This is a genomic window from Erythrobacter sp. NAP1 (assembly GCF_000152865.1).
In the GTDB taxonomy this organism is placed as follows: Bacteria; Pseudomonadota; Alphaproteobacteria; order Sphingomonadales; family Sphingomonadaceae; genus Erythrobacter.
On the sequence record NZ_CH672390.1, the window covers coordinates 881,056 to 898,584 of the forward strand.

Below are 17,529 nucleotides of genomic sequence, written 5' to 3' on the forward strand. Positions count from 1 at the left end.
TTGTTTGGTAAGTCTTGCGACTTAGCCAGCCATGTCCGACTCGACCTGCGAGAAGGTGTCAGCCAGCGTGTTACCGAGGGTGCCCATTGCAGCAACGGCAGCAACTGCGATCAGTGCAGCGATGAGGCCGTATTCAATTGCGGTGGCGCCCTGTTCGTCGCGAGCGAGCTTGTTAAAGAACTTCATGTGTAGTCTCCTGGTTTGGTCTTCGGTACCCGTTGTTCGTCTGGTTTCCCGGACGGACATTTGAGGTCTAAGATGCAGCAGTTGAGAAATTCCTAACTTCGGACCTTTCTCAAAAATTATTATCCGCCCATCCGTTCCTCAGCCGTGTCGCTTACGTCGCTCCACATCTTGATGGTCTCGTTGGCAACGCCATTGAGAGCAGCAATCATGGCAACCACGATCAGCGATACGATCAGTCCGTATTCAACGGCGGTGGCACCCGAATTGTCGTTTCCGATGTGCTTGAGGAAGTTCGTCAATTTCATGAGGTCACCCACCCATACGTTTCTGATGCTCTCAAAATCGGTTCGACGGGTTAAGAAAAGGTTGAAACAAGCGGCGCAAATGGAAAAAAATCCGACATGAGCGAACGAGTTATCTGGGTTGTCGCGGGCGCGTTGATGCGTCCGGATGGGACGTGTCTTATGCATCGGCGACCTTATGAAAAGCACCATGGAGGCTTATGGGAGTTCCCTGGTGGCAAGGTTGAAGCCACTGAAATTCCAGTGAAAGCATTGATTCGAGAGCTTCAGGAAGAATTGGGGATCATCGTCAGTGAAAGCGCCTGTGAGCCTGTAGCTTTTGCTGACGAGAGAGGACGCAGCCTCGCAAATCCGATTGTAATACTGCTTTACAGGATCACGTCCTGGGAGGGTGATCCGCAAGCGTTGGAGGGCGGAGCTGTCGACTGGTTTGATCGTGACGGGATCGGCCTACTGGACAAGCCGCCGTTGGATAGTCTGCTTTTCGAACGACTTTTCGGTAGCTGAGCGTATCGATCAACATTTGCATGAAACTAAGGGTTGCCAAGCCGCGCTGACCCCCTTATCTGCCGCCCCTCACCGCGCGCCAGTAGCTCAGCTGGATAGAGTACCTGACTACGAATCAGGCGGTCGGAGGTTCGAATCCTTCCTGGCGCGCCAAAAAAGGGACTGGCCCAATGGGTCGGTCCCTTTTTTGGTTTTGGCCCGGCCTCACCCTAGTCGTCAGCCATATCCTCGAGCGCATGCATATCTTCGTCGGAGAAGCCGAAGTGATGGCCTGCCTCGTGGATGACCACGTGCCGGACCAAGTCTGCGAATCCGACACCTGTCTCGCGCATTTCGCGAAGCAAGGGCTGGCGGAAAAGGCTGATTACGGGCGGCATCTCCGAAGGTGACCACTGGCTTTGTTCGGTCAAGGGCGTTCCTTCATAAAGGCCAGTGAGGTGCCAGCGATTCTGTATGTCGACAGAAGAAAGCTGATCGGCGTTTGCGAACTCCTTCACCTGAAGCACAACGCCCGTCAGCGGATCGCGAAACTCGTCTGGCAGGCGGGCAATGATGTCGCGCGCAGCGGTCTCGAATTCGGCGGCAGTGGGTTCTGTCCAGCTCATTAGCCTGATGTGGTGCTTGTTAGTCGCCTGGACAAGAATTCGGAACGATCACCTGGGTCTGAGTGTAGGTCGGGTAAGAACGAAAGGAATTATCATGAACACCCAGACGACTGTCCTCGAACGCCTCGAAACCGATCACAACCGTCAACGCGACCTGCTAGACAAGATCGCCAAGACCGAAGGTGACAGCGAAGAGCGCCGCCGTCTGTTCACTGAGCTGACCATGGAACTCAAGAGCCACGCGGCCGCTGAAGAGCAGGCTGTCTATTCTGAGATGCTCGCAGATCCCGAAGTGAGCGGCGAAACGCGCCACTCGGTGGCCGAGCACCATGAAATCGACGAAATGCTGAACGACCTCGCCGCAACTGACATGAGTTCGCCAGGCTGGATGCTCAAGTTCAAGTCATTCGACGAACGCTATCGCCACCACATCACCGAAGAAGAAGACGACCACTTCCCCGACTTCGCCGAGCAGATCGACGAAAAGATGGATAAGGAAATGACCAAGACTTTCGACGAACGCAAAGAAGCCGAGAAAGCCGAGGCAGAAGTGACCCCTGAAAAGGCCGAAAACGCCAAGGAATAATCAAACCACCAATTACGAAGGCGTCCCCTGCTAGATGGCAGGGGGCGCCTTGTTTTTTGCGGTAAAGGTGGTCAATCGCGCGATGCGTGCCTACATGGCCCGCAGATTGATGCACCCCAGGGTTAATCCCTTAGCTCCGTGCCATCGTATCTATGTTGAGTGGGTGCCGCAGGGCACTGCTCGTTCGTCTGGGATCATGTTGGAACAAGGGTCGGCCAAGCACCGGGTCAGCCCGCTTGCGCAGAAAGCGAATAGCCATGAACTATGTGAACGTGCATGATCACGCTGAGTTTGACCCGGAGAACCCATTGAACAAGCCTGAAGTCCCCGAAGATGTGCAAGAGGCCATTCGCACGCTGATCCGCTGGACCGGCGATGATCCCACTCGCGAAGGACTGCTTGATACGCCCAAGCGCGTCGGACGCGCGTGGCTTGAGTATTGTGCTGGCAACAAGGAAGACCCGGCTGTCCACCTGAGCCGCATCTTCGAGGAAGTTGGCGGCTATGATGAGATCGTGCTGTTGAAGGACATTCCGTTCCAGTCACACTGCGAGCACCATATGGCCCCGATCACGGGCAAAGCACACATCGCTTATATTCCTGACCAGAAAGTCGTCGGCATTTCAAAGCTCGCCCGCGTGCTGCACGGTTTTGCCAATCGACTGCAGGTTCAGGAGCGTCTCACGGCAGAAGTCGCAGAGTGCATCTGGAACAACCTCGAGCCGCGCGGCGTCGCTGTAGTGATCGAGGCAGAGCATGGCTGCATGACGGGGCGCGGCGTGAAAGTTCATGAGGTGGAAATGCTTACCAGCCGCATGATGGGCTGTTTCCTCGAGGATCCGCGCAGCCGCAAGGAAGTGCTCAGCCTTATGGGCTTCTGATCAGCGAGCTTGAGCACCTTGAGAAATCGCGCCATGGCTAGTGCATGGCATCGCCCTTTCCCGAACCCGTTCTTACCGCTGACGAACTCGCTGATTTTTTCGTAGAGGCCTTTCCTGGGCAGGATCGCAGCTTTCACGATTTCGTCGAGTTGCGCGCTGGCTTCATGCGATTGAGGCATGCCGCCAGCTCGGCGATGCTGAGGCCCGGGGGCATTGTCTCAGGTCCGACGCAAATGGCGTTCGCCGACAGGGCTGCCTACGCGGTAATCCTCGCGCATGTCGGGATCGTGCCGATGGCGGTGACCAGCAATCTCAACATGTGTTTTCTGCGCGGATTGGCGGCGCACGATTTCTATGCCGATGCGCAGATCATCAAGCTCGGTCGAAGGCTGGCGACGGTGGATGTGCGCATCTGGCAGGATGAGGAAGCGAATATTGCCGCGCAATCCACAGTGACCTACGCGCTTCCCTCACAGAAGTAGGCAGGCGCCCGCCAGCGCCTGCCCCGTTCTAATCAGAGTTGGCCGAGCATGTGTTCGGCGCTTGAAACCTTGAAGTCGCCGGGCTCTTCGATGTTGAGCTGGGTGACGGTGCCGTCTTCGATCACCATCGAGAAGCGCTGACCGCGCTTGCCCATGCCGAAACCTGATCCGTCCATTGTCAGGCCAACCGCTTCGGCAAAATCAGCGTTGCCATCGGCGAGCATCGTGATGTCGTCAGAACCAGCCGCGCTGTTCCACGCGCCCATCACAAAAGCGTCGTTGACTGCAGTGCCGACGATTTCGTCGACGCCCTTTGCTTTGAGATCATCGGCTTTCTCAACGAAGCCGGGAAGGTGCTTGGCCGAACAGGTCGGGGTGAAGGCACCGGGCACCGAGAACAGGGCAACTTTCTTGCCTGCGAAATACTCGGAAGAGGAGACCTGCTGAGGCCCTTCGGCGGTCGCCTTGACCATGGTGACCTCAGGGATCTTGTCGCCAACCGAAATCGTCATTGTAGTCTCCATCATGGTTTACGGACTCGCCCCTAGGGCGAAGTCGGAGGATGATTATGGGCCCGATATAGGCGCTTCAGAGCCCACCACAACGCCTGATTTTCCGGGACATGCGATGGTTAGGATCGGTTTACCAAGCGTGTTTGGAAGAGGGTAAACGTCTCGCTCAATCTTCTTCTGTGCGGACGGGCACGATAGCAGGAGAATTGCGATGCATTTGTGTTCGATGAAGGGAATTGGTGGTCTTGCTGCGATGCTGCTCAGTATGGCGAGCGCGCCCACAATGGCGCAGTCTCAGACGAGTGAGGCGCACAAACTTCGCTCGCTCGATATCATGTTGATGGTGTCATCGCTTCGCTGTCGAACCGGTCGCGACGATTTCCGCGCCGAATACGAGCGTTTTGCCTCATCGCACCTTGCCACCTTGAACAGGGCGGGGGCGACATTGCAGCGTTCGCTTGGAGGCAGTGCAAGATCGCTCGACCGGATGGGCGTGCAGATCGCAAACCGTTTTGGCGATGGGCATCCCTCGATGTCCTGCGCGCAACTGGCCGCACTCACGCGCAGCCTTGGCAAGCACGCCGATGCGCGACTGCTTGCAGCGGCAGCCGATCTTGCGTTGGGGGACGAGTTCGCTTCCCCCAAGCCTCCGATTACTCAGGAGCAGGCGCCGTCCATCCGGATCACCTACTCGATGGTTGGCCTTATGGAAGCATATCCAACGCTCGCTATCGGTGAGCCTGCTTTCTGAAGCCAGCCGGTGCGCCCCATATCAGGATATAAAGAAAACTTTATATTGAGTTGCTCAGTTTAATCGAGATCGCTATGGCCTGCGCCATAACGAAAGGCGGGCGATTGCCCGCGACGACACTCGAATACAGGACGATTAGATATGGCAACGCTCGCCCCTGCTCAGGAATACATTATCAAGGATATTTCGCTCGCCCAGTACGGCCGCGACGAGATCGCCATCGCTGAAACTGAAATGCCGGGCCTTATGGCTCTGCGTGAAGAGTACGGCGCAACGCAGCCGCTGAAGGGCGCGCGCATCACCGGTTCGCTTCACATGACGATCCAGACTGCTGTTCTGATTGAGACGCTTGTGGCGCTTGGCGCGGAAGTGCGCTGGGCCACTTGCAACATCTTCTCGACGCAAGACCACGCGGCCGCGGCCATCGCGGACCAGGGTATTCCAGTGTTCGCCATCAAGGGCGAAACGCTGGCTGATTACTGGGACTACGTTGGCCGCATCTTTGACTGGTCGACTGAAGCTGACCCGGATCTCACCGCCAACATGATCCTCGACGATGGCGGCGATGCCACCATGTTCGCATTGTGGGGCGCTCGCATCGAGGCCGGTGAGGAGCTGCCTGCCCCTGCCAACGCCGAGGAAATCGAATTCCAGCGCGCGCTCAAGGCCTTCGTCGCCAAGAAGCCTGGCTACCTCACCAAGAGCGTCAAGACGATTAAGGGCGTTTCGGAAGAGACCACCACGGGCGTCATGCGCCTCTACCAGATTGCCAAGCAGGGCAAGCTGCCGTTCCCGGCGATCAACGTGAACGACAGCGTGACCAAGTCGAAGTTCGACAATCTCTACGGTTGTAAGGAAAGCCTCGTCGACGCAATCCGCCGCGCAACCGACGTGATGCTCGCCGGCAAGGTCGCCTGTGTTGCTGGCTACGGCGATGTCGGCAAGGGTTCGGCTGCCTCGCTTCGCGATGGCGGTGCACGCGTGATGGTGACCGAAATCGACCCGATCTGCGCGCTCCAGGCTGCGATGGACGGCTACGAGGTCGTATCTATGGAAGAAGCGACCAAGCGTGCCGATATCTTCGTGACGGCCACCGGCAATGAAGACGTCATCACCGGCGAGCACATGAAGAACATGAAAAACATGGCGATCGTGTGCAACATCGGCCACTTCGATAGCGAGATTCAGATTTCCGCGCTCGACAATTACGAGTGGAAAGAAATCAAGGAAGGCACCGATATGGTGACGCTGCCAGACGGCAAGAATTTGCTGATCCTCGCCAAGGGTCGCCTCGTGAACCTTGGCTGCGCCACCGGCCACCCGAGCTTCGTGATGAGCGCGAGCTTCACCAACCAGACTCTCGCTCAGATCGAACTGTTCACCAAATCGGACGAGTACGAGAACGACGTCTACGTTTTGCCCAAGCATCTGGACGAAAAGGTCGCAGCGCTTCACCTCGAAAAGCTGGGTGTTGAATTGACCAAGCTGAGCCAGAAGCAGGCCGACTATATTGGCGTTCCGGCAGAAGGTCCGTTCAAGCCGGATCACTACCGCTACTGATCCAAAACCGACTGATCGCGAAAGCCCCCGCAATTCGGCGAAATTGCGGGGGCTTTTCGTATCCGGTGCGGTTGCATGGAGACGTGCTCCGTCATAGCTGCATGTAATGGAATTTTCCCCGCTTGGTCTCGTTGGAATCGCGCTGGTACTGGCTGCCTGGACGGTGGCGGCTGCCGTCCTGGTCCTGCGCGCAGGAGCCAAGACGCGGCGAACCAAAGCGCTGCAAACCTCGCTCAAGCGGATGCAGAGCCTTCTCGACGCGGCGCCCTCGATCCCGCTGCTTGTGCGGGTCGATGGAAGGATTGAGGCACCGGAACGGCTGGCGCGCTGGCTTGGGCTTGAAGCGATGCCCAACTACCTGAGCGAACTCGAAGGCGAGGGGGATGCAGGCCTAACGAAGGCACAGGTCGATCAACTCTGGGAGAAGGTGCGACTGACGCAGAAAAGTGCAGCACCTTTCGAAATGGCACTTGCTCCGCCGGGATCGCGCAAGACGTTGGCTTTGCAGGGAACGCTTGCTGACCCACAGGTTTCTCCGGGCGGGGCGGCGATCGTATGGGTGTTCGATTTCACCAACAGCGAGACGCAGCTCGCCCAGTTTCGGGAAAGCGCCAGCGCGGCTCAGGCCGACTTTGCAGCCCTGATCGGCCTTATTGAAGCTGCGCCAATGCCCATGTGGTTTCGCGATCCCGAGATGAGGCTGATGCTGGTCAATCACGCATATGTCGAGGCGGTAGGAGCGGGCAGCCTCGAAGCGGTAGTTGAGGATCAAATAGAGCTTCTCGAGGCGAGCGGCGGTGAATCGCCAGCGCAAATCGCAAGGAAAGCCTTCGAGGCTCAGAAGGAAACACAGCGAGACGCTGCCGTAACGATAGATGGCTCGCGTCGAAGTGTGCGTGTCACCGATCTTCCGCTCGGTCGCGATGGCGTCGCTGGCTACGCAATGGACATAGAGGAGCAACAGCAGGTCACGCGCGAATTCCGCGCCTTTCGCGATGCGCAGCGTGCGATGCTCGATCAGCTTTCGGTTGGTGTGGCCCAGTTCACCTCCGAAGAAAAACTGGCTTTCGCAAACCGCCCATTCCGCCGGTTGTTCGGGATTACAGCGGAAGTCGCTGAGGGCCGAGTTTCGTTTGAGCAATTCCTGTCCGATGCGCGCGAGCATGGTAGCACCCCTGAGGTTCGCGACTTCCCCGAATGGCGACGCGAACACCGAGCCTGGTTCGACGCATCGGAGGCGGTTGAAGAGAACTGGCCGCTGACGGGCGGGGTCCATTTACGCATCGTTGCGCAGCCGATGCCAGATGGCGGGCTCGTAATGATCGCGGAGGACCGCACCGAGAGTCTTGCCCTATCGGCGACGCGTGACACGCTGCTTCGCACGCGCACGGCAACGCTTGATAGCCTTTTCGAAGCGCTTGCGATCTTTGCGCCGGATGGCTCCGTCCAACTTTGGAACCGCAGTTTTGGCGGGATGTGGGGCCTGGAAAGCGAGTTCCTAGACACCCACCCAAGTGCCGAGGTTCTGCTGGAAGCCATCGGGGAGAACCTGCGCAGGCCGGGGGAGGCGGAAAAGATTGGCGCGATCGTGCGCGCGGCGACACTCGATCGGCGCGAGAAGGAAGGGCAAGTTGTGCTCGCCGACGGGAGAACGTTGCGCTTTGCTGGTGTTCCGCTGCCAGATGGAAACGGATTGCTCACCGTCCTCGATATCACGGACTCTCAGAAGGCCGAGCAAGCCCTCCGGGAGAGGGCGGTTGCGCTTGAAGAGGCTGATGCCGTCAAGGCGCGGTTCCTTGCCAACATGTCTTACGAGTTCCGCACGCCGCTCACTTCGATTGGCGGATTTGCCGAATTGCTCAAGAGCGGTGCGGCAGGCGAATTGGGCGAGGGGGCGAGTGAGTATGTCGATGCGATCCTCTCATCGGTTGAACGCCTCACCGAGCAGGTAGAGAACGTGCTCGACCTTTCACAAAGCGAGGCTGGCCTGCTTCCGATCGAGAAGGAGGAAATCGACCTTCTCGCCTTCCTTACAAAGCTCGTGCGCGAGCGTGAGCAGGCGATCATCGGTGCAGGTCTCGGCCTTGATCTCAAGGGCAGGCGTGGCCGCGTGGTAGAGGCCGATCCGCGTCAATTGGGGCGTGCGCTGGGCCATCTGCTCGACAATGCAATCGAGGCAACGCCAGAGGGTGGGAAGATCACCATCGAGCTGCCCAAACCCACTGATGATGACGCCTGGAGAGGTAAGGTTTCAATCAGCGACACCGGCAAGGGCATGACGCCCGACGAACTGGCCCGCGCTGAAGGCACGTTGAACTCCGATGATTCTGAAATGAGCGAAGGAAGCGGGCTTGGCATCCGGTTGGCACGTCAGTTGATCGAAGCACATGGTGGCACGCTTGATCTGACCAGCAGGAAAGATGTCGGCACAAGCGCTGTGATCGTGCTGCCATGACCGACGAACGACGCCTCCAACTCTCGGACCTTGCAGCGATGGCCGCATTCGGCGCGCGCATCGCTGCCAAGCTCAAGTCGGGAGATGTCATTGCGCTGGAGGGTGGCCTTGGCGCCGGCAAAACGACGCTTGCGCGCGCCATCATCGCAGCGCTTGGATATGAAGGCGAGGTGCCTTCGCCGACTTTTACGATCATCGAGACCTACGATCCACCAGCTGTGCGCCTTCCGATTGCTCACGCCGACTTTTACCGGCTCGAAGACCCGAGCGAGGTGGAGGAGATCGGTCTCGACGATTACCGCGAAGGGGCCGTCCTGATCGCCGAATGGCCGTCTTATGCGGGAGGATTTGCGCACGAGCCAGCCTGCCTCTCTATCCTGTTGGAAACCCAAGGATCGGGCAGGATTGCGATTGCTCGCGGTGGAGCGGATTGGCTAGGGCGGATGCCATGACTGACTTGCCTGAGGGTTTTAAGAATTTCGTAGCGGGCGCAGGTTGGGGCGATGCAGCCGTCGAACCGATACCGGGCGATGCTTCTTTCCGCCGTTATTTCCGTTTGCGGCGCACGAGCGGCGAGACTGCGATGCTGATGCATGCCCCACCGCCGGAAGAAGATCCATTGCCCTTTCTCAATGTCGCCTCCTGGTTGACCAAGCATGGAATGCGCGCGCCAGAGATCCTTGCCGATGATGCTGGCCAAGGCTGGGTCCTTACCGAAGATTTCGGCAACGATCGCATGCGCGATTGGCTCGACGACCACCCGGGCGGTGAACAGGCAGCCTATGAGCAGGCTATAGACGCACTGGTCGCTCTACACGATCTACCTCCCGGTCCTTTCCCTGCATATGACATGCCGGTCTATCTGCGCGAAACTGCACTGCTGACGCAGTGGTACGCACCCGCGGTCGGGCTTGATGTCGATACGGCTGGCTTTGATGCAGCATGGCAAACCGCCCTCAAACCCTTGATCGCGCGGCAAGGCGATGGAGTGACAGTCCTGCGCGATTATCACGCCGAGAATATCATGCTCCTTGGCAACCCACTTGATCACGCTCCCCAAGGCCTGATCGATTTCCAAGACGCACTTGCGGGCCACAAAGCCTATGATCTGGTTTCGCTCCTTCAGGATGCTCGCCGCGACGTATCGGTGGAGCTCGAAGCGGCGATGCTTGAACGCTATCGGGAAAAGGCCGGAGGCGGCGCAGAATTCCTGGCCGACTATGCGCTTCTTGGCGCACAGCGGAATGCCAAGATCGTCGGCATTTTCACGCGCCTGTACAAGCGCGATGGCAAGCCTCGCTATCTCGCCATGATACCGCGCGTATGGGGGGCGATGGAGCGTGATTTGAAGCACCCCGCGCTTGAACCGGTTGCAAATTGGTTTGCATCCAATATCCCTGACGATCTGCGTAAAAAGGGTGGGGGAACAATAGCATGAGCGACAGGCCGGCCCTGGCAAGCGACACCGCAATGGTCATGGCCGCCGGGCTTGGCAAGCGCATGCGCCCGCTCACCGCATCTCAGCCCAAGCCGCTCGTGAGGGTTGCGGGCAAGCCATTGGTTGACCACGCGCTTGACCGTCTGGCTGAGAATGGGGTCGAAAGGGCAGTGGTCAATGTCCACTACCTCGCCGACGCTCTCGAAGCGCATGTCGTTGAGCGCTCTTCGCCTAAGGTCCTGATCTCGGATGAGCGCGACGCGCTGCTCGAAACCGGCGGCGGCATGATCAAGGCCCAGGCAAAGCTGCCAGACCCGTTTTTCTGCCTCAACGCCGACAATATCTGGATCGACGGCCCGCGTGATGCCTTCGCTGACTTGTCTGCGCGTTGGAACCCGGATGAGATGGACGCTTTGCTGCTGGTTGTGAGCCACGCAAGGGCAGTCAATTTTGCAGGGCCTGGGGACTTCTATATGGACCCCATCGGTCGGCTGTCGCGACGCAGACAAGGGCGGATCGCACCGTTCATTTACACCGGCATCCAGCTTGTCTCGCACCGCCTCCTTCGCGATGCGCCCGAAGGCAAGTTCTCCACCAACATCCTGTGGAATCGCGCGATAGAAGAAGGACGGTTGTTTGGGCTTTCTTTCACAGGACTATGGTTCGAAGTCGGAACCCCGCAGGCGATCGCGCCAACCGAAGATGCGCTCAGGCGTGGGTGAGGCGGGCAAGCCGAAGGTCTATTCCATCGCGGCGCATCGCGGCTTTGCCGATGCGCTGGTTGCGGGGCTGGTCCCTCGTTACGAGGAAGAAGGGTTCGGCCTGGCGAGAGTGACGCTGCTCGTTCCCAGCAGCCGCGCGGCCCGCACCATGAGCGAGGCTTTCATTCGTTGGTGCGGTGAAAACGATCGCGCTGGAATGTTGATGCCGCGAATGGTGACAGTTGGCGATCTTGACCTAGACGAAAGCCTTGGAGCCTTGCTCGATCCCTTGGGTGCGAGCGATATCCCGCCGGCGGTCGAACCGACGAGGCGACTGCTCGAACTCGCGCAGCTTGTCGAAGAGGAGCGTGCAGACCTGGGCAAGCCCCCACTGCCTGGAGCAGCGCGGATGCGCCTCGCAAGCGAAATTGCGCGCACGATGGATCGCTTGCTGGTCGAGGACAAAGAGCCGGAGGACCTGACCAGCGATGCGGTGCTCGATATGCTCGGCGATCTGTCCGATCATTGGAAGGATTCGCTGCGACTGTTTGCCCGGGTGCAGGCGCGCTGGCGATCACGGCTCGACGAGAACGGCGAAGTGGACGCTGCGACGCGGCGCAATCTCCTGTTCGAAAGAGCAAGTAAGCGTTGGAGAGAGATCCCGCCAGAGACCCCAATCATCGCGGCCGGGGTGACGAGCGCCTCTCCCGCTCTCGCCCGGATGCTGCGCGTGATCGCTCATCTGCCATGCGGTGCGGTGATCCTTCCCGACCTCGATTTGTCGCTTGGCGATGAGGCGTGGGATGAACTCGGGCGTGCTGGCGCAACGCCAGAGCCAGGAGGAGAGGTTTTTGGACAGTCCGATGCGCTCACTCATCCTCAATACCACCTGAAGCTCCTATTGGAGCGTATGGGAATTGCCCGCGCTGAAGTGAGAGCATGGCATCGAAGTGGCATGACCGCAGCCGATCCAGCGCGCAGCCATGCCATCAGTTCGCTCTTCCTGCCGCCCAAAGCGAGCCGCTCTTGGGTCGAACTCGGCCCAGAAAAGCGCAGGCTATCCGGTGTGAAATTGATGACCAGCGCAACGTCCGAGGAAGAGGCGCAGGCGATCGCGCTTCTGGTTCGAGAGGCGCTTGAAGAACCAGCCAAGCGGATCGCGGTGGTCACTGCAGATCGAAGTCTCGCTCGCCGGGTCACGCAGCACCTTGAGCGCTGGAGTATCATGGCTGACGATTCTGCTGGTCGAGCGCTGTCGCTCACTCCGGCTGGACGGCTGCTTGGCCTGCTCGCGGATATCATGTCGCATGGCCTTGCACCTGCCGGCCTTGTCGCTTTGATCGCGCATCCCTTGGTCAAGCGCGGCGATGGAGAAGCGCGCCGACAATGGCTTCGCAACGTGCGAAAGTTCGATCGCGCCTTGCGAGGACCATCGCCCGCTCCGGGTTTCGAACCCTTGCGTCAAATTGCGCGTGAAGCTGGCGTTTCTGAATGGTTTGAAGAGGTGGAAGAAATCCTCTCGCCGCTCGTCGATCTTCCTGAGACCATCACTCTGGCACAGTCGCTCGATATGTTGGCATCCAGCGCTGAACGACTTGCCGCCGAAGCTGTGTGGGCAGCCGAGGATGGGCGCGCTCTCTCCCGACTGCTCGAAGACTTACGCCTGCACGCCCGCGAGATCGCTACAACGGTTTCGCCTTCCGACATCGCGAGCATTTTGCGCGATCGAATGGATGAAGTGGCTGTTCGCCCGCCTTACGGTGGCCACCCGCGAGTTGCGATTCTCGGTTTGCTCGAATCGCGAATGGCGCGCGCGGATCTGGTGATCTGTGGCGGGCTGAATGAGGGCAGCTGGCCGCAGGCTCCCGGCTCGGATGCCCTGCTCGCGCCGGGCGTATTACGGGCGTTGGGCGTACCGGGCGCTGAATTCCGAATTGGTCTGGCGGCTCACGATCTCGCCGGTGCAATGGGCGCGCCGGAGGTTGTCCTGAGCCGATCGCAACGCGATGCGGAGGGGCCGACCTTGCCTTCGCGTTTTGTCCTTCGTGTCGAGGCGCTTTTGGGCGAGTTGGCTGGCAGGCATCGGGAAAAACGAACGCCTGCCATGCTGCCGCTGCTTGATCGTGAGCCAGAGCCAGCACCCGCTTATCCGCGCCCTCAACCCACGCCGACTGCCGACCAGCGAAAGGTGCGCATCAGTGCGACCGCGCTCGACCGATTGCTGGGCGATCCCTACCAATTCTATGCGCAAGAAATCCTTGGCCTTCGGCGCCTCGATCCGCTCGCTGCCGATCCATTTGGCGATCCCGCATTGCGGGGAACGTTGGTGCACGACATCCTCGATGCTTGGCACAAGGCGCGTGAAGCACACCCGACGCTCGAGATCGCACCCTTTGCCGAGCGCATGTTCGCTGAGGCGAAAGTCCATCCTCTGTTCAAAGGCTTATGGCAGCCGCGGCTCGTTGCGGCGATGGAGCGGTTCGAGCAATGGGTCGACGATGCTGCCAAGGATGGTCGCACCGTTCTCGTCACCGAGACGAGAGGCGAAATGTCGGTCGATGGCATCCCAGTCAGCGGCCGTGCCGACCGGATCGACAGGCTTGGCGACGGGCGTCTGGTGGTTGTCGACTACAAGACCGGCGGCCCCGCTTCTGCCTCGCAAGTCGAGGCGGGCTACGCGCTGCAGATGGGCATTCTCGGCCTGATTGCGCGCGATGGAGCTTTCGAAAAGGGCAAGCTTTCTGGCGAGGTCGCAACCTATGAGTATTGGTCACTGGGACGCTCAAAGGACGATGGCGAATTCGGCTATCAAACCGTCCCGTTGAAAATGACCCCGCGCCAGAAAGGGCTGACGCCTGAGGAATTCCTGCCAAGGCACGAGGAGTTCCTGAATACCGCCATCAGCAAATATCTCCTCGGCGACGCACCGTTTACCGCCAAGGAGAACCCAGACTATCTGGGGTATTCGGATTACGACCAGCTGATGCGGCTCGAGGAATGGATCGTACGCCTCGGCGATGGCGGGGAGGGGACGCCGTGAGCGGTGAAGTATTTCCTCTCGCCGACAATCAACTCGGAGCGGCCAATCCGCGCGACAATGTCTGGCTGTCGGCCTCGGCTGGAACGGGCAAGACGCAGGTTCTGTCGGCACGTGTGCTTCGATTGCTGCTGACGCCCGGCGTCGAACCTTCGCAAATCTTGTGTTTGACTTTCACCAAGGCGGGCGCTGCCGAGATGGCCAACCGCATCAACGCGGTTCTGGCGCGATGGGTGAGGCTTGAGGCAGGCGCGCTCGCGAGAGAGCTCAAACACCTTGGCGCTGATTTCGACCCTGAAACGCTGGCAAGGGCGCGGACACTCTTTGCAAGCGTGCTCGATTGCCCCGGCGGAGGTCTCAGGATCGACACGATCCACGCCTTCTCGCAATGGCTGCTCGGCAACTTTCCGGAGGAAGCCGATCTCACACCCGGCGCGAGGCCGATGGAGGACCGCGAGCGCGAGCTCCTGGCAAGGGAGGTGCTCGCCGACATGCTTTCGGAGGCAGAGGCGAAGGGTGACCAATCTTTCACCGATGCCGTCAGTCACTTCACGAAGACAAAGGACCCCGATGCGCTGCGTGGTTGGCTAATGCGGTGCGCTTCGGCTGCGGACTTGTGGGAAGGGACAGCCTCTTGGGCACCGCCGATGCGTGCGCGCGTGCTTCGCATTCTCGATATGCCAGCGGGTGCAGACGCGGCCTGGGCGGAGGAGGTGCTTCACCCTGACGCCTTCCCCGATCACCATCTCACAGCAATGTTGCCGCTTATGCGGGATTGGAAAGCGCAGGCTGGGCAGGCTTGTGCGGACTTTATACCGTTGTGGCTTGTCGCTTCGGTTGAAGAGCGATCCGACTTGATCGGGCGGTTTTACGAAACCGTCCTCACCAAGAAGGGCGAGCCGCGCAAGATGGCGAACCCTACAAAGGTTGATCCATCGCTGCCTGATCGGCAGGCTGAGATCGCCGAAGCGTGGCCATGTATTTCGAGCGCCAAGCGCTTCTTGCTCTCGCGGACTTCCTTACCTCTTCACTCGAAATGGGGCGCAGTTTCGCGCTGCGTTGGGAAGAAGCGAAAGCGCGCGAAGGCTTCCTCGATTTCGACGATTTAATCCGCAAGGCGGCGACCTTGCTCGGCAAAAGCGAGGCGTCCGACTGGATCCGCTACAAGCTCGACCGCAGCTTCGATCATGTTTTGATCGACGAGGCTCAGGACACGAACTCGGCGCAATGGGACATCGTTTTCGCCCTGATCGACGATTTCTTCGCAGGGGAGGGTGCCCGCGGAGACAGAGTCCGCACGATCTTCACCGTGGGCGATTACAAACAGGCGATCTTCGGCTTTCAGGGTACGAGCCCCGACAATTTCGAGCGCGCCAAGCAGAAGGTGAAGGCCCGCATCGACGATGCGAAAGCGAACGCTGGTGAGCTGCGTGAGAATCGCCGGCTGCCGACTTGGAATGATCTAGATCTCGGACGTTCATATCGCACCTCATTGCCGGTGCTCGATTTCGTCAATCGCGTGATCGAGACGCTCGGGTACGGGGCATTTGGATTGAACAAGGCGCCCGCCGACCATGTCGGCGCGGATCGGCCGGGACTTGTCGCGCTTTGGGACCCTGTGATGGGTGCAGCTGATGATCCTGACGAGGAGGATGACCGCGATTGGCTGCCCGCTCATGACACGCGCCTTGCGGAAAAGATCGCAGAACAGGTTCGCCGCTGGGTGAGCGAGGAAGAGCCGTTCGTGCTCGAAAAAGGCAAGCGGCGGCATGCGAGTGCCGGCGACATCATGGTGCTGGTCCGGCGGCGAAAGGATCTCGCCGCACAGATCGTGGCAAAGCTTCATGCGAAGGGTGTGGCCGTTGCCGGGGTCGACCGGCTGAGGCTGGGCGCGCCGCTCGTGGTCAAGGACTTGATGGCAGCCTTGAGGTTCGCAGCTCAACCTCTCGATGACCTTAGCCTTGCAAACCTTCTCGCTTCGCCGCTCATTGGTTGGACGCAGGACGACCTGCTCGAATATGTGCCGCGCGATCCGGGCAAGCGCTTGTGGGACCACCTTCGCAAGCACGAGGCGCCACGGGTTGAAGAGACTATTACAAAGCTGCGCGAATTGCTGGCGAGGGCCGATTTCGAGACGCCTCAGACACTGCTGGCATGGTTGCTGACAGGTCCATGGCAGGCACGCCGGGCTTTGGCTGCGCGACTTGGACGCGAGGCGAATGATCCGATTGATGAATTGCTGAACGCGGCCTTCGCGTTTGAAGCAGCTCACACGCCCAGTCTGGCAGGGTTTATCGAGTGGTTCGATGCAGGCGAGGGCGAGCTCAAGCGTGATGCGGACGAGGCTACAGGCCAGGTCCGCGTGATGACGGTTCACGGCTCCAAGGGATTGCAAGCGCCAATCGTGATCCTTGCCGATGCGACCGGTGAGCCGGGGCAGGGTGGCGCGCTTGAACTTGCAGACGATCCAATAGGCAATGCTGGAGATGGCGCGCGCAAAGTCCCGCTGCCATCGCTTTCAAAAGACGAGCGAGTCGGCCCCGTGCGCTTAGCCGAGGAAAAGGCAAGCGTTGCCCAAATGCAAGAGCATTGGCGCTTGCTCTACGTGGCGATGACGCGCGCAGAAGAGGCACTGTTCATTGGTGGATCGCTTGGTCCGAGACAGGCCAAGAAGGGCGAACCGCACGAAGATAGCTGGTACGCGCGGCTCGCCCCGGTTTTCGACGCGCCTCCTCAGCAAGATTCGATCTGGGGGGAGAGGCGCGAGTGGGGCGTGCGAGCAGATCCGCTGGTGGGGAGCGATACTCCCGCCGCGACGACAGGGACCGAGCCGCTGCCAATGTGGGCGACAAAACCCATCGGGCCCGAGCCACGTCCCCCCAAACCGCTCGCACCGAGCAGTGCTGCGGAAGATCAGAGCGCTGACCCTCCGCTTGCACCCGAAATTGCCGCAATTGCCGCACGGCGCGGGACGCTAATGCACAGGTTGCTCGAACGTCTGCCCGATCTCGCTGTTGCTGAACGCGAAGCCGCGGCGCGCAGTTGGTTGGCGCGGCAGGCCGGCGACCTTGATGAAAAAACGAGAGAGGAAATACTCTCGAGCTCTCTTGCAGTGCTGGTGGAGCCTGGTTTCGCTGAATTGTTCAGTGCTGATGCGCTTGCGGAAGTTCCGCTTGCAGCGCAGGTCGATGGGATCGTGGTCGCGGGTACAGCAGACCGCCTGCACGTGACCGAAGAAGTCGTCACCGTCGTTGACTTCAAGACGACCCGTCGCCCGCCCGAAAGCCTAGATGACATACCGCGTGCAACGCTTCGCCAGATGGCCGCCTACGCCAGTGCACTCGAAGCGATCTATCCCGGACGCGAGGTGCGTGCGGCAGTGCTTTACACTCAGAATACGAAGCTGATCGAGATTCCGAAAGTTACACTCGCCGATCACAAGCGATCTTTGGGTGAGACACAGGATAACTATGCCCCGCTTGCTCTTGAGTGAGCTACAAACCGGCTTAAATTGAACTCAACGCTA

General features: G+C 59.6%; 17 protein-coding genes and 1 tRNA gene. 14 read left to right on the top strand and 4 right to left on the bottom strand.

The features are described 5' to 3' along the window. Positions 1-21 precede the first annotated feature (21 nt). Positions 22-186 (bottom strand): Flp family type IVb pilin, encoded by a 165-nt coding sequence (locus NAP1_RS04060; RefSeq protein WP_007163963.1) that lies wholly within the window; start codon positions 184-186, stop codon positions 22-24. Between the two features lie 119 nt (positions 187-305). Continuing rightward, entirely contained in the window at positions 306-491 is a 186-nt protein-coding gene (locus NAP1_RS04065; RefSeq protein ID WP_007163964.1) for a Flp family type IVb pilin, read from the bottom strand. Between the two features lie 96 nt (positions 492-587). On the opposite strand from NAP1_RS04065, the gene NAP1_RS04070 reads away from it, so the two are divergent. Further along, positions 588-995: a (deoxy)nucleoside triphosphate pyrophosphohydrolase gene (locus NAP1_RS04070; RefSeq protein WP_007163965.1), complete on the top strand. Its 408-nt coding sequence runs from the start codon at positions 588-590 to the stop codon at positions 993-995. 76 nt (positions 996-1,071) lie between these two features. Next, a tRNA-Arg gene (locus tag NAP1_RS04075) sits at positions 1,072-1,148 on the top strand. Positions 1,149-1,204: 56 nt separating this feature from the next. Here NAP1_RS04075 and NAP1_RS04080 read toward each other — a convergent pair. Continuing rightward, positions 1,205-1,600 carry a metallopeptidase family protein gene (locus NAP1_RS04080; protein ID WP_007163966.1) on the bottom strand — a complete coding sequence of 132 codons (396 nt, stop codon included), beginning with the start codon at positions 1,598-1,600 and terminating at the stop codon, positions 1,205-1,207. Between the two features lie 94 nt (positions 1,601-1,694). Here NAP1_RS04080 and NAP1_RS04085 point away from each other — a divergent pair, with 94 nt between their 5' ends. From NAP1_RS04085 to NAP1_RS04095, 3 genes are all read left to right on the top strand, one after another. Continuing rightward, entirely contained in the window at positions 1,695-2,186 is a 492-nt protein-coding gene (locus tag NAP1_RS04085; protein ID WP_007163967.1) for a hemerythrin domain-containing protein, read from the top strand. A 257-nt stretch (positions 2,187-2,443) separates the two neighbouring features. Further along, positions 2,444-3,067 (top strand): GTP cyclohydrolase I FolE, encoded by a 624-nt coding sequence (gene folE / locus NAP1_RS04090; protein ID WP_007163968.1) that lies wholly within the window; start codon positions 2,444-2,446, stop codon positions 3,065-3,067. Positions 3,068-3,111: 44 nt separating this feature from the next. After that, complete coding sequence (locus tag NAP1_RS04095) at positions 3,112-3,549, top strand: PaaI family thioesterase (protein WP_007163969.1); 438 nt, start codon at positions 3,112-3,114, stop codon at positions 3,547-3,549. A 32-nt stretch (positions 3,550-3,581) separates the two neighbouring features. Here the strand turns inward: NAP1_RS04095 and NAP1_RS04100 are convergent, their stop codons facing one another. Continuing rightward, positions 3,582-4,061, bottom strand: coding sequence for a peroxiredoxin (locus NAP1_RS04100; protein ID WP_007163970.1), 480 nt, complete (start codon positions 4,059-4,061; stop codon positions 3,582-3,584). Positions 4,062-4,287: 226 nt separating this feature from the next. On the opposite strand from NAP1_RS04100, the gene NAP1_RS04105 reads away from it, so the two are divergent. The 9 genes from NAP1_RS04105 to NAP1_RS04140 all read left to right on the top strand — a co-directional run bounded on the left by NAP1_RS04105 (position 4,288) and on the right by NAP1_RS04140 (position 17,496). Further along, complete coding sequence (locus NAP1_RS04105; RefSeq protein ID WP_007163971.1) at positions 4,288-4,812, top strand: hypothetical protein; 525 nt, start codon at positions 4,288-4,290, stop codon at positions 4,810-4,812. A 141-nt stretch (positions 4,813-4,953) separates the two neighbouring features. After that, positions 4,954-6,372: an adenosylhomocysteinase gene (gene ahcY / locus NAP1_RS04110; RefSeq protein WP_007163972.1), complete on the top strand. Its 1,419-nt coding sequence runs from the start codon at positions 4,954-4,956 to the stop codon at positions 6,370-6,372. A 106-nt stretch (positions 6,373-6,478) separates the two neighbouring features. Further along, positions 6,479-8,827, top strand: a complete 2,349-nt coding sequence (locus NAP1_RS04115; protein WP_007163973.1) for a PAS domain-containing sensor histidine kinase — start codon at positions 6,479-6,481, stop codon at positions 8,825-8,827. Continuing rightward, positions 8,824-9,279, top strand: coding sequence for a tRNA (adenosine(37)-N6)-threonylcarbamoyltransferase complex ATPase subunit type 1 TsaE (tsaE, locus tag NAP1_RS04120; protein WP_007163974.1), 456 nt, complete (start codon positions 8,824-8,826; stop codon positions 9,277-9,279). Before NAP1_RS04115 ends, tsaE begins: the two co-directional genes overlap by 4 nt. Next, positions 9,276-10,265: an aminoglycoside phosphotransferase family protein gene (locus NAP1_RS04125; protein ID WP_007163975.1), complete on the top strand. Its 990-nt coding sequence runs from the start codon at positions 9,276-9,278 to the stop codon at positions 10,263-10,265. Before tsaE ends, NAP1_RS04125 begins: the two co-directional genes overlap by 4 nt. Next, positions 10,262-10,987 (top strand): nucleotidyltransferase family protein, encoded by a 726-nt coding sequence (locus tag NAP1_RS04130; RefSeq protein ID WP_007163976.1) that lies wholly within the window; start codon positions 10,262-10,264, stop codon positions 10,985-10,987. Before NAP1_RS04125 ends, NAP1_RS04130 begins: the two co-directional genes overlap by 4 nt. Continuing rightward, a complete protein-coding gene (addB, locus tag NAP1_RS04135) occupies positions 10,968-14,006 on the top strand; it encodes a double-strand break repair protein AddB (protein WP_007163977.1) in 3,039 nt (1,012 codons plus the stop codon). The genes NAP1_RS04130 and addB overlap by 20 nt, the downstream gene beginning before the upstream one ends. Next, positions 14,003-15,112 (top strand): UvrD-helicase domain-containing protein, encoded by a 1,110-nt coding sequence (locus NAP1_RS16770; RefSeq protein WP_007163978.1) that lies wholly within the window; start codon positions 14,003-14,005, stop codon positions 15,110-15,112. Before addB ends, NAP1_RS16770 begins: the two co-directional genes overlap by 4 nt. After that, positions 15,040-17,496 (top strand): UvrD-helicase domain-containing protein, encoded by a 2,457-nt coding sequence (locus NAP1_RS04140; RefSeq protein WP_007163979.1) that lies wholly within the window; start codon positions 15,040-15,042, stop codon positions 17,494-17,496. Before NAP1_RS16770 ends, NAP1_RS04140 begins: the two co-directional genes overlap by 73 nt. Positions 17,497-17,529: the final 33 nt, after the last annotated feature.

Bases quoted from the DNA above. Each gene is read 5' to 3' on its own strand.
- NAP1_RS04060 (WP_007163963.1), bottom strand. From the start codon at position 186: ATGAAGTTCTTTAACAAGCTCGCTCGCGACGAACAGGGCGCCACCGCA.
- NAP1_RS04065 (WP_007163964.1), bottom strand. From the start codon at position 491: ATGAAATTGACGAACTTCCTCAAGCACATCGGAAACGACAATTCGGGT.
- NAP1_RS04070 (WP_007163965.1), top strand. From the start codon at position 588: ATGAGCGAACGAGTTATCTGGGTTGTCGCGGGCGCGTTGATGCGTCCG.
- NAP1_RS04080 (WP_007163966.1), bottom strand. From the start codon at position 1,600: ATGAGCTGGACAGAACCCACTGCCGCCGAATTCGAGACCGCTGCGCGC.
- NAP1_RS04085 (WP_007163967.1), top strand. From the start codon at position 1,695: ATGAACACCCAGACGACTGTCCTCGAACGCCTCGAAACCGATCACAAC.
- folE (WP_007163968.1), top strand. From the start codon at position 2,444: ATGAACTATGTGAACGTGCATGATCACGCTGAGTTTGACCCGGAGAAC.
- NAP1_RS04095 (WP_007163969.1), top strand. From the start codon at position 3,112: ATGGCATCGCCCTTTCCCGAACCCGTTCTTACCGCTGACGAACTCGCT.
- NAP1_RS04100 (WP_007163970.1), bottom strand. From the start codon at position 4,061: ATGACGATTTCGGTTGGCGACAAGATCCCTGAGGTCACCATGGTCAAG.
- NAP1_RS04105 (WP_007163971.1), top strand. From the start codon at position 4,288: ATGAAGGGAATTGGTGGTCTTGCTGCGATGCTGCTCAGTATGGCGAGC.
- ahcY (WP_007163972.1), top strand. From the start codon at position 4,954: ATGGCAACGCTCGCCCCTGCTCAGGAATACATTATCAAGGATATTTCG.
- NAP1_RS04115 (WP_007163973.1), top strand. From the start codon at position 6,479: ATGGAATTTTCCCCGCTTGGTCTCGTTGGAATCGCGCTGGTACTGGCT.
- tsaE (WP_007163974.1), top strand. From the start codon at position 8,824: ATGACCGACGAACGACGCCTCCAACTCTCGGACCTTGCAGCGATGGCC.
- NAP1_RS04125 (WP_007163975.1), top strand. From the start codon at position 9,276: ATGACTGACTTGCCTGAGGGTTTTAAGAATTTCGTAGCGGGCGCAGGT.
- NAP1_RS04130 (WP_007163976.1), top strand. From the start codon at position 10,262: ATGAGCGACAGGCCGGCCCTGGCAAGCGACACCGCAATGGTCATGGCC.
- addB (WP_007163977.1), top strand. From the start codon at position 10,968: ATGCGCTCAGGCGTGGGTGAGGCGGGCAAGCCGAAGGTCTATTCCATC.
- NAP1_RS04140 (WP_007163979.1), top strand. From the start codon at position 15,040: ATGGGGCGCAGTTTCGCGCTGCGTTGGGAAGAAGCGAAAGCGCGCGAA.